At 55.0% G+C, this 11,759-nt stretch carries 7 protein-coding genes; all 7 read left to right on the forward strand.

The annotated features are described in order from the left end of the window. Positions 1-21 precede the first annotated feature (21 nt). The 7 genes from mdtA (at position 22) to EQY_RS0107120 (ending at position 11,564) form a co-directional block, all read left to right on the forward strand. Positions 22-1,269 (forward strand): multidrug efflux RND transporter subunit MdtA, encoded by a 1,248-nt coding sequence (mdtA, locus tag EQY_RS0107090; protein ID WP_024212452.1) that lies wholly within the window; start codon positions 22-24, stop codon positions 1,267-1,269. After that, a complete protein-coding gene (mdtB, locus tag EQY_RS0107095; RefSeq protein WP_001197851.1) occupies positions 1,269-4,391 on the forward strand; it encodes a multidrug efflux RND transporter permease subunit MdtB in 3,123 nt (1,040 codons plus the stop codon). The genes mdtA and mdtB overlap by 1 nt, the downstream gene beginning before the upstream one ends. Further along, positions 4,392-7,469, forward strand: coding sequence for a multidrug efflux RND transporter permease subunit MdtC (gene mdtC / locus EQY_RS0107100; RefSeq protein ID WP_000667600.1), 3,078 nt, complete (start codon positions 4,392-4,394; stop codon positions 7,467-7,469). It begins immediately after the preceding gene. After that, a complete protein-coding gene (locus EQY_RS0107105) occupies positions 7,470-8,885 on the forward strand; it encodes an MFS transporter (protein ID WP_000130890.1) in 1,416 nt (471 codons plus the stop codon). After that, entirely contained in the window at positions 8,882-10,285 is a 1,404-nt protein-coding gene (gene baeS / locus EQY_RS0107110; protein WP_000675167.1) for an envelope stress sensor histidine kinase BaeS, read from the forward strand. The genes EQY_RS0107105 and baeS overlap by 4 nt, the downstream gene beginning before the upstream one ends. Next, positions 10,282-11,004, forward strand: a complete 723-nt coding sequence (baeR, locus tag EQY_RS0107115) for an envelope stress response regulator BaeR (protein WP_000137883.1) — start codon at positions 10,282-10,284, stop codon at positions 11,002-11,004. The genes baeS and baeR overlap by 4 nt, the downstream gene beginning before the upstream one ends. Positions 11,005-11,231: 227 nt before the next feature. Next, positions 11,232-11,564 carry a YegP family protein gene (locus tag EQY_RS0107120; RefSeq protein ID WP_000929406.1) on the forward strand — a complete coding sequence of 111 codons (333 nt, stop codon included), beginning with the start codon at positions 11,232-11,234 and terminating at the stop codon, positions 11,562-11,564. Positions 11,565-11,759: the final 195 nt, after the last annotated feature.

The raw sequence follows: 11,759 nt of genomic DNA on the forward strand, positions 1-11,759 counted from the left end.
CAGGAAGAGAAACTCTTAACGATGAAAGACAGTTATAAATCCCGTTGGGTAATTGTAATCGTGGTGGTTATCGCCGCCATCGCTGCATTCTGGTTCTGGCAAGGCCGCAATGAATCCCAGAGCGCAGCCCCAGGTGCGACGAAACAAGCACAGCAGCCGCCAGCGGGTGGTCGCCGTGGTATGCGTTCCGGCCCTTTAGCACCAGTACAGGCGGCAACCGCCATTGAACAGGCCGTTCCACGTTATCTCACCGGACTTGGCACTATTACCGCCGCTAATACTGTTACGGTGCGCAGCCGCGTGGACGGTCAACTGATGGCGTTGCATTTCCAGGAAGGCCAGCAGGTCAAAGCAGGCGATTTACTGGCAGAGATTGACCCCAGCCAGTTCAAAGTCGCATTAGCACAAGCCCAGGGGCAACTGGCAAAAGATAAAGCCACACTTGCCAACGCGCGCCGTGATTTGGCGCGTTATCAACAACTGGCAAAAACCAATCTCGTTTCCCGTCAGGAACTGGATGCCCAACAGGCGCTGGTCAGTGAAACCGAAGGCACCATTAAGGCTGATGAAGCAAGCGTCGCCAGCGCGCAACTGCAACTCGACTGGAGCCGGATTACTGCGCCAGTCGATGGTCGCGTTGGCCTGAAGCAGGTTGATGTCGGTAACCAAATCTCCAGTGGTGATACCAGCGGGATTGTGGTGATCACCCAGACGCATCCTATCGATTTGCTCTTCACCCTGCCGGAAAGCGATATCGCCACCGTTGTGCAGGCACAAAAAGCCGGAAAACCGCTGGTTGTTGAAGCCTGGGATCGCACCAACTCGAAGAAGTTAAGTGAAGGCACGCTGTTAAGTCTCGATAACCAAATCGATGCCACTACTGGCACCATTAAAGTGAAAGCGCGCTTCAATAATCAGGATGATGCGCTGTTTCCCAATCAGTTTGTTAACGCACGCATGTTAGTGGACACCGAACAAAACGCCGTGGTGATCCCCACCGCCGCCCTGCAAATGGGCAACGAAGGCCATTTTGTCTGGGTGCTGAATAGCGAAAACAAAGTCAGCAAACATCTGGTGACGCCGGGCATTCAGGACAGTCAGAAAGTGGTGATCCGCGCGGGTATTTCCGCAGGCGATCGCGTAGTAACAGACGGCATTGATCGCCTGACTGAAGGAGCGAAAGTGGAAGTGGTGGAAGCCCAGATCGCCACCTCGCCGGAAGAGAAAGCCACCAGCCGTGAATACGCGAAAAAAGGAGTGCGCTCCTGATGCAGGTGTTACCTCCGAGCAGCACAGGCGGCCCGTCGCGCCTGTTTATTATGCGCCCTGTCGCCACCACGCTGCTGATGGTGGCGATCTTACTCGCCGGGATTATCGGCTATCGCGCCCTGCCCGTTTCGGCGCTGCCGGAAGTGGACTACCCGACTATTCAGGTGGTCACGCTCTACCCCGGCGCCAGCCCGGATGTCATGACCTCTGCCGTTACCGCGCCGCTCGAACGCCAGTTTGGGCAGATGTCTGGCCTGAAACAGATGTCATCGCAGAGTTCCGGCGGCGCGTCAGTTATCACCTTGCAGTTCCAGCTAACATTACCGCTGGATGTCGCCGAGCAGGAAGTGCAGGCCGCGATTAACGCCGCCACTAACCTGTTGCCGAGCGACCTGCCTAACCCGCCGGTTTACAGCAAAGTGAACCCGGCAGATCCGCCAATCATGACACTCGCTGTCACCTCAACCGCCATGCCGATGACGCAGGTGGAAGATATGGTGGAAACCCGCGTCGCGCAGAAAATCTCGCAGATTTCCGGCGTCGGGCTGGTGACGCTTTCCGGCGGTCAGCGTCCGGCTGTTCGTGTCAAACTTAACGCCCAGGCGATTGCCGCTCTTGGACTAACCAGCGAAACCGTGCGCACCGCCATTACTGGCGCTAACGTTAACTCAGCCAAAGGTAGCCTCGACGGCCCTTCCCGCGCGGTCACGCTGTCGGCGAACGACCAGATGCAATCCGCAGAAGAGTATCGCCAGCTAATCATCGCCTACCAGAACGGCGCGCCGATTCGTCTGGGCGATGTCGCAACTGTAGAGCAAGGTGCAGAAAACAGCTGGCTCGGCGCGTGGGCGAACAAAGAACAGGCCATAGTGATGAATGTTCAGCGCCAGCCCGGTGCTAACATTATCTCTACCGCCGACAGCATCCGGCAGATGCTGCCACAACTCACCGAAAGTTTGCCGAAATCGGTAAAAGTAACGGTGCTTTCCGATCGCACCACCAACATCCGCGCATCGGTCGACGATACCCAGTTTGAATTGATAATGGCTATCGCGCTGGTAGTCATGATTATCTACCTGTTTTTGCGCAATATTCCGGCGACCATCATTCCCGGTGTTGCTGTACCGCTGTCGTTAATCGGCACTTTCGCGGTTATGGTGTTTCTCGATTTTTCGATCAATAACCTGACGCTGATGGCGTTGACCATCGCCACCGGATTCGTGGTCGATGACGCCATCGTGGTGATCGAGAACATTTCACGCTATATCGAAAAAGGCGAAAAACCGCTGGCGGCGGCGCTCAAAGGCGCTGGTGAAATCGGCTTTACCATTATCTCGCTGACCTTCTCGCTGATTGCGGTGTTGATCCCACTGCTGTTTATGGGCGATATCGTCGGGCGACTGTTCCGCGAGTTTGCCATTACCCTGGCGGTAGCGATTTTGATCTCAGCGGTGGTGTCGCTGACCCTGACACCGATGATGTGCGCGCGGATGCTCAGCCAGGAGTCGCTGCGTAAACAGAACCGATTCTCCCGTGCCTCGGAGAAAATATTCGACAGGATAATCGCCGCCTATGGTCGTGGACTGGCGAAGGTGCTGAATCATCCGTGGCTGACTTTAAGCGTGGCGCTCAGCACCCTGCTGCTTAGTGTGCTGCTGTGGGTGTTCATTCCGAAAGGCTTCTTCCCGGTGCAGGACAACGGCATTATTCAGGGCACTTTGCAGGCACCGCAATCCAGCTCCTTTGCCAATATGGCCCAGCGGCAACGCCAGGTCGCGGACGTGATTTTGCAGGATCCGGCAGTGCAAAGTTTGACCTCATTTGTTGGCGTTGATGGCACTAACCCGTCGCTGAACAGTGCGCGTTTGCAGATCAACCTCAAACCGTTGGAGGAACGTGATGATCGGGTGCAAAAAGTCATCGCCCGTCTGCAAACGGCGGTGGATAAAGTGCCGGGCGTCGATCTCTTCCTGCAACCGACGCAGGATCTGACCATCGATACCCAGGTCAGCCGCACCCAGTACCAGTTTACCTTGCAGGCCACGTCACTGGATGCGCTCAGCACCTGGGTGCCGCAGCTCATGGAAAAACTCCAGCAACTGCCACAGCTTTCTGATGTCTCCAGCGACTGGCAGGACAAAGGGCTGGTGGCGTATGTCAATGTTGATCGCGACAGCGCCAGCCGTCTGGGGATCAGCATGGCGGATGTCGATAACGCCCTGTACAACGCGTTTGGTCAGCGGCTGATTTCCACTATTTATACTCAGGCTAACCAGTATCGCGTGGTGCTGGAACATAACACCGAAAATACCCCAGGCCTCGCGGCGCTGGATACCATTCGCCTGACCAGCAGCGACGGTGGCGTGGTGCCGTTAAGCTCAATTGCCAAAATTGAGCAGCGTTTTGCGCCGCTCTCCATCAACCATCTGGATCAGTTCCCGGTAACGACCATCTCCTTTAACGTGCCGGATAACTATTCGCTGGGCGATGCGGTGCAGGCGATTATGGACACCGAAAAGACGCTGAATCTACCGGTGGATATCACCACGCAGTTCCAGGGCAGCACCCTCGCCTTCCAGTCGGCGCTTGGCAGCACTGTCTGGCTGATTGTCGCGGCGGTGGTGGCGATGTATATCGTGCTCGGCATTCTGTACGAGAGCTTTATTCACCCGATCACCATTCTCTCGACGCTACCCACCGCAGGGGTCGGCGCGCTGCTGGCATTAATGATTGCCGGTAGCGAACTGGATGTGATTGCGATTATCGGCATTATTTTGCTGATCGGTATCGTGAAGAAGAACGCCATCATGATGATCGACTTCGCGCTGGCTGCTGAGCGTGAGCAAGGCATGTCGCCGCGCGATGCAATCTACCAGGCTTGTCTGTTGCGTTTTCGTCCGATCCTGATGACCACTCTGGCGGCACTGCTTGGCGCGCTGCCGCTGATGTTAAGTACCGGAGTCGGCGCGGAACTGCGCCGTCCGTTAGGCATCGGCATGGTCGGTGGTCTGGTTGTCAGCCAGGTGCTGACACTGTTTACCACGCCGGTGATTTATCTGCTGTTCGACCGTCTGGCATTGTGGGCAAAAAGCCGCTTTGCCCGTCATGAAGAGGAGGCGTAAGTGAAGTTTTTTGCCCTCTTCATTTACCGCCCGGTGGCGACGATTTTACTGTCGGTTGCCATTACCCTGTGCGGCATACTGGGCTTCCGTATGCTGCCGGTCGCCCCGCTGCCGCAGGTCGATTTTCCGGTGATTATGGTCAGCGCCTCGCTGCCCGGTGCGTCGCCAGAGACAATGGCGTCTTCCGTTGCCACGCCACTGGAACGCTCGCTTGGGCGTATTGCCGGGGTCAGTGAAATGACCTCCAGCAGTTCGCTCGGCAGCACGCGCATTATTTTGCAGTTTGATTTTGACCGGGATATCAACGGCGCGGCGCGCGATGTGCAGGCGGCGATCAACGCCGCACAAAGTTTGCTGCCCAGCGGGATGCCCAGCCGCCCGACCTATCGCAAAGCAAACCCGTCGGATACGCCAATTATGATCCTGACGCTGACGTCCGATACTTATTCCCAGGGTGAACTGTACGATTTCGCCTCGACGCAGCTGGCTCCGACGATTGCGCAAATCGACGGCGTCGGTGATGTCGATGTCGGCGGCAGCTCGCTGCCCGCCGTGCGCGTCGGGCTGAATCCGCAGGCGCTGTTTAATCAGGGCGTATCGCTGGACGATGTGCGCACCGCCATCAGCAATGCCAACGTGCGTAAACCGCAGGGGGCGCTGGAGGATGGTACTCACCGCTGGCAGATCCAGACCAACGATGAACTGAAAACCGCCGCTGAATATCAGCCGCTGATTATTCATTACAACAACGGCGGCGCGGTTCGTCTGGGCGATGTGGCGACGGTGACCGACTCTGTACAAGATGTGCGCAACGCCGGGATGACCAACGCCAAACCGGCTATTTTGCTGATGATCCGCAAGCTGCCGGAAGCCAATATTATCCAGACGGTTGACAGCATCCGGGCAAAATTACCGGAGTTGCAGGAGACCATTCCGGCGGCGATTGATCTGCAAATTGCCCAGGATCGCTCCCCTACCATTCGCGCCTCGCTGGAAGAAGTCGAGCAAACGCTGATTATCTCGGTGGCACTGGTGATTCTGGTGGTCTTTTTGTTCCTGCGCTCAGGTCGCGCCACCATTATTCCCGCCGTTGCGGTGCCCGTTTCGCTGATTGGTACGTTTGCGGCGATGTATCTGTGCGGATTCAGTCTCAATAACCTGTCGCTGATGGCGCTCACCATCGCCACAGGCTTTGTCGTGGATGACGCCATCGTGGTGCTGGAAAACATTGCCCGTCATCTGGAAGCGGGGATGAAACCGCTACAGGCCGCGCTGCAAGGTACTCGCGAAGTCGGCTTTACGGTGCTGTCGATGAGTCTGTCACTGGTGGCGGTGTTCCTGCCGCTGCTGTTGATGGGCGGATTGCCGGGCCGACTGTTACGCGAGTTTGCCGTGACGCTTTCTGTCGCCATTGGTATTTCGTTGCTGGTTTCTCTGACATTAACGCCGATGATGTGCGGCTGGATGCTAAAAGCCAGCAAGCCGCGTGAGCAAAAGCGACTGCGTGGTTTTGGTCGCATGTTGGTAGCCCTGCAACAAGGCTACGGCAAGTCGCTGAAATGGGTGCTCAATCATACCCGTCTGGTTGGCGTGGTGCTGCTTGGCACCATTGCGCTCAATATCTGGCTGTATATCTCGATCCCGAAAACCTTCTTCCCGGAGCAGGACACCGGCGTGCTGATGGGCGGGATACAGGCGGATCAGAGCATTTCGTTTCAGGCAATGCGCGGTAAGTTGCAGGATTTTATGAAAATTATCCGTGACGATCCGGCAGTGGATAATGTCACCGGCTTTACCGGTGGTTCGCGGGTTAACAGCGGAATGATGTTTATCACCCTCAAGCCACGCGACGAACGCAGCGAAACGGCGCAGCAAATTATCGACCGTCTGCGCGTAAAACTGGCGAAAGAACCGGGGGCGAATCTGTTCCTGATGGCCGTGCAGGATATTCGCGTTGGTGGGCGTCAGTCGAACGCCAGCTACCAGTACACGTTGTTATCCGACGACCTGGCGGCGCTGCGCGAATGGGAGCCGAAAATCCGCAAAAAACTGGCAACGTTGCCGGAACTGGCGGACGTTAACTCCGACCAGCAGGATAACGGCGCGGAGATGAACCTGGTTTACGATCGCGACACGATGGCGCGGCTGGGGATCGATGTGCAGGCCGCCAACAGCCTGCTGAATAACGCCTTTGGTCAGCGGCAAATCTCGACCATTTACCAGCCAATGAACCAGTATAAAGTGGTGATGGAAGTGGATCCGCGCTATACCCAGGACATCAGCGCGCTGGAAAAAATGTTCGTCATTAATAACGAAGGCAAAGCGATCCCGTTGTCGTATTTCGCCAAATGGCAACCGGCAAACGCGCCGCTGTCGGTGAATCATCAGGGATTATCGGCGGCCTCGACCATCTCGTTCAACCTGCCGACCGGGAAATCGCTTTCGGACGCCAGTGCGGCAATCGATCGTGCGATGACGCAGCTTGGCGTGCCTTCGACGGTGCGCGGCAGTTTTGCCGGAACGGCGCAGGTGTTCCAGGAGACGATGAACTCGCAGGTGATCCTGATTATCGCGGCGATCGCCACGGTCTATATCGTGCTGGGAATGTTGTACGAGAGCTACGTGCACCCGCTGACCATTCTCTCCACCCTACCCTCGGCGGGCGTTGGGGCGCTGCTGGCGCTGGAGCTGTTCAATGCCCCGTTCAGCTTAATCGCCCTGATAGGGATCATGTTATTAATCGGCATTGTGAAGAAAAACGCCATCATGATGGTCGATTTTGCGCTCGAAGCTCAAAGGAATGGAAATCTGACGCCGCAGGAAGCCATTTTCCAGGCCTGTCTGCTGCGTTTTCGTCCGATTATGATGACTACCCTGGCGGCGCTGTTTGGTGCGCTGCCGCTGGTGTTATCTGGCGGCGACGGCTCGGAACTGCGTCAACCATTAGGGATCACTATTGTCGGCGGTCTGGTAATGAGTCAGCTCCTGACGCTATATACCACGCCGGTGGTGTATCTTTTTTTCGACCGTCTGCGGCTGCGTTTTTCGCGAAAATCTAAAGAAACGGTAACCGAGTAAATGACAGATCTTCCTGACAGCACCCGCTGGCAATTGTGGATTGTGGCTTTCGGCTTCTTTATGCAGTCGCTGGACACCACCATCGTCAACACCGCCCTTCCCTCAATGGCGCAAAGCCTGGGGGAAAGCCCGCTGCATATGCACATGGTCATTGTCTCTTATGTGCTGACCGTGGCGGTGATGCTGCCTGCCAGCGGCTGGCTGGCGGACAAAGTCGGCGTGCGCAATATTTTCTTTACCGCTATCGTGCTGTTTACCCTCGGTTCGCTGTTTTGCGCGCTTTCCGGCACCCTTAATGAACTGTTGCTGGCACGTGCGTTACAGGGCGTAGGCGGTGCGATGATGGTGCCGGTCGGCAGGCTAACGGTGATGAAAATTGTTCCGCGCGAGCAATATATGGCGGCGATGACCTTTGTCACGCTGCCCGGTCAGGTCGGCCCGCTGCTCGGTCCGGCGCTTGGCGGTCTGCTGGTGGAGTACGCGTCGTGGCACTGGATCTTTTTGATCAACATTCCGGTGGGGATTATCGGTGCGATCGCCACGCTAATGTTAATGCCAAACTACACCATGCAGACGCGGCGCTTCGATCTCTCCGGCTTTCTGTTGCTGGCGGTTGGCATGGCAGTGTTAACGCTGGCGCTGGATGGCAGTAAAGGCACAGGACTTTCGCCGCTGGCGATTGTCGGCCTGGTGGCGGTTGGCGTAGTGGCACTGGTGCTTTATCTGCTGCACGCCAGAAATAACAACCGCGCCCTTTTCAGTCTGAAACTGTTCCGCACCCGCACCTTTTCGCTGGGTCTGGCGGGAAGTTTTGCCGGACGTATTGGCAGCGGTATGTTGCCCTTTATGACGCCGGTTTTCCTGCAAATCGGCCTCGGTTTTTCGCCGTTCCATGCCGGACTGATGATGATCCCCATGGTGCTCGGCAGCATGGGAATGAAACGTATTGTGGTGCAGGTGGTTAACCGCTTTGGTTATCGTCGGGTGCTGGAGGCAACCACGCTGGGTCTGTCGCTGGTCACATTGCTGTTTATGGCCACCGCGATGCTTGGCTGGTACTACGTTTTGCCATTCGTTCTGTTTTTACAAGGAATGGTCAACTCAACGCGTTTCTCCTCCATGAACACCCTGACGCTGAAAGATCTACCAGACAATCTGGCGAGCAGCGGCAACAGCCTGCTGTCGATGATTATGCAATTGTCGATGAGTATCGGTGTGACCATCGCCGGGCTGCTGCTGGGTCTTTTTGGCTCCCAACATGTCAGCGTTGACATCGGCACCACACAAACCGTCTTTATGTACACCTGGCTTAGCATGGCGTTTCTCATCGCCCTTCCGGCGTTCATCTTTGCCAGAGTTCCGAACGATACGCATCAAAACGTGGCTATTTCGCGGAGAAAAAGGAGCGCGCAATGAAGTTCTGGCGACCCGGCATTACCGGCAAACTGTTTCTGGCGATCTTCGCCACCTGCATTGTGTTATTGATAACGATGCACTGGGCAGTACGGATCAGTTTTGAGCGCGGCTTTATCGATTACATTAAGCATGGTAATGAACAGCGGCTGCAAATGCTCGGAGATGCACTTGGCGAGCAGTACGCCCAGCACGGTAACTGGCGCTTTCTGCGTAATAACGATCGTTTTGTATTTCAGATACTGCGCTCATTTGAACATGATAATAATGAAGACAAACCGGGTCCCGGTATGCCGCCACACGGCTGGCGTACTCAGTTCTGGGTGGTCGATCAAAACAACAAAGTGCTGGTTGGCCCACGCTCTCCCATTCCACCGGACGGTACAAGGCGCCCTATTCTGGTCAATGGTGTTGAAGTTGGCGCGGTGATCGCCTCACCCGTTGAACGGTTAACCCGCAATACCGATATCAATTTCGATAAACAACAGCGGCAAACCAGTTGGCTGATTGTCGCTTTATCTACCTTACTGGCGGCGCTGGCGACATTCCCACTGGCGCGCGGTTTGCTCGCTCCAGTGAAACGGCTGGTGGATGGCACGCACAAACTTGCGGCGGGCGATTTCACAACCCGCGTGACGCCCACCAGTGAAGATGAACTGGGCAAACTGGCACAAGACTTCAACCAGCTCGCCAGCACGCTGGAGAAAAACCAACAGATGCGCCGCGATTTTATGGCTGATATCTCTCACGAACTGCGCACGCCTTTAGCAGTACTGCGCGGAGAACTGGAAGCTATTCAGGATGGCGTGCGTAAGTTCACACCGGAGACTGTGGCTTCTTTACAGGCGGAGGTCGGTACACTGACCAAACTGGTGGATGACCTGCATCAACTGTCGATGTCAGATGAAGGCGCTCTCGCCTATCAAAAAGCACCGGTAGATTTGATCCCGCTGCTGGAAGTGGCCGGCGGCGCTTTTCGTGAACGTTTCGCCAGCCGTGGCCTGAAGCTGCAATTTTCCCTGCCGGATAGCATCACCGTGTTTGGCGATCGCGACCGTTTAATGCAGTTATTCAATAATTTACTGGAAAACAGTCTACGTTACACAGACAGCGGCGGCAGCCTGCAAATCTCCGCCGAACAGCGCGATAAAACGGTGCGCCTGACCTTTGCCGACAGTGCGCCGGGCGTCAGCGACGAACAACTGCAAAAATTGTTTGAGCGTTTTTACCGCACCGAAGGTTCCCGCAACCGTGCCAGCGGCGGTTCCGGCCTGGGACTGGCGATTTGCCTTAACATTGTTGAAGCGCACAGTGGTCGCATTGTTGCCACTCATTCGCCTTTTGGCGGGGTAAGCATTACAGTAGAGTTACCGCTGGAACGGGATTTACAGAGAGAAGTATGACCGAGTTACCAATCGACGAAAACACACCGCGTATTTTGATCGTGGAAGATGAACCGAAGCTGGGGCAGTTGCTCATTGATTATCTGCGTGCTGCGAGCTATGCGCCGACCCTTATCAGTCACGGTGATCAGGTACTGCCGTATGTGCGGCAGACCCCACCGGATCTGATCCTGTTGGATCTGATGCTACCAGGCACTGATGGTCTGACACTTTGCCGGGAAATTCGTCGTTTTTCCGATGTCCCCATCGTGATGGTTACGGCAAAAATCGAAGAAATCGACCGTTTGCTGGGGCTGGAGATTGGCGCCGATGACTACATCTGCAAACCGTACAGCCCACGGGAAGTGGTGGCGCGTGTTAAGACCATTTTGCGCCGCTGCAAACCGCAGCGCGAGTTGCAGCAACAGGATGCCGAAAGCCCGTTGATTATCGACGAAGGTCGTTTTCAGGCTTCATGGCGTGGCAAAATGCTTGATCTGACGCCTGCAGAATTTCGTCTTTTGAAAACCCTCTCCCATGAACCGGGAAAAGTATTCTCCCGCGAGCAATTACTCAATCATCTTTATGACGATTACCGCGTGGTAACCGACCGCACCATCGACAGCCACATTAAAAACCTGCGCCGTAAACTGGAGTCGCTGGACGAAGAGCAGTCATTTATCCGTGCCGTTTACGGTGTCGGTTACCGCTGGGAAGCTGACGCCTGTCGTATCGTTTAATGTATCGTTGCCCTGGCGAGGGCAAAATTTCCTGTTTATTAACCCGTCATGCCCCTCTCTGAAAGGAGAGGGATAACACCGTATCCGCATTCAGATTCCTGCATATTTATCAGTAATCTCCCCCACCCTTTAGAGGGTATTCCCCTGATTGGCAGTCAACTGAATATCACCCATACTTAAATCGTTACATACTGTTTTCGATACGCAATTTCAATCAAGGAGTCATTATGGCTGGTTGGTTTGAACTCAATAAGAGCAGTGAAAATCAGTTCCGGTTTGTGCTAAAAGCGGGCAATGGCGAGATCATTCTCACCAGCGAACTGTATACCTCAAAAGCCGCTGCGGAAAAGGGCATTGCCTCGGTGCAAAGCAACAGCCCGCAGGACGAACGCTATGAGAAAAAAACAGCGAGCAACGGCAAATTTTATTTCAATCTGAAAGCTGGCAATCATCAGATAATCGGTTCCAGCCAGATGTATGCCACCGCTCAATCACGCGAAGTCGGAATTGCTTCTGTAAAAACCAATGGCGCAAGTCAGAAGGTGAAAGACAATACTTAATAGTTAAGCCGGGCGCGGATAACGCGTCCGGCTTTATTTCTAATAAACACTTATTTATTGATGATTAAGATTAATCTGCGCCATTAAAATAGTAGGCACAGGCAAGCACTCATTCTCCTCTCTTTGTTTAACACTCCCCATCCTTATCCTCCTGAACATGTTCATATGGTAGTGACTCCAACTTACTGATAGTGT

Source organism: Escherichia sp. TW14182, from assembly GCF_000208525.1.
Lineage (GTDB): Bacteria > Pseudomonadota > Gammaproteobacteria > Enterobacterales > Enterobacteriaceae > Escherichia > Escherichia ruysiae.

Excerpts from the sequence above, each read along its gene's own strand:
- baeR (WP_000137883.1), top strand. The coding sequence starts at position 10,282 with ATGACCGAGTTACCAATCGACGAAAACACACCGCGTATTTTGATCGTG.
- mdtA (WP_024212452.1), top strand. The coding sequence starts at position 22 with ATGAAAGACAGTTATAAATCCCGTTGGGTAATTGTAATCGTGGTGGTT.
- EQY_RS0107105 (WP_000130890.1), top strand. The coding sequence starts at position 7,470 with ATGACAGATCTTCCTGACAGCACCCGCTGGCAATTGTGGATTGTGGCT.
- mdtB (WP_001197851.1), top strand. The coding sequence starts at position 1,269 with ATGCAGGTGTTACCTCCGAGCAGCACAGGCGGCCCGTCGCGCCTGTTT.
- baeS (WP_000675167.1), top strand. The coding sequence starts at position 8,882 with ATGAAGTTCTGGCGACCCGGCATTACCGGCAAACTGTTTCTGGCGATC.
- EQY_RS0107120 (WP_000929406.1), top strand. The coding sequence starts at position 11,232 with ATGGCTGGTTGGTTTGAACTCAATAAGAGCAGTGAAAATCAGTTCCGG.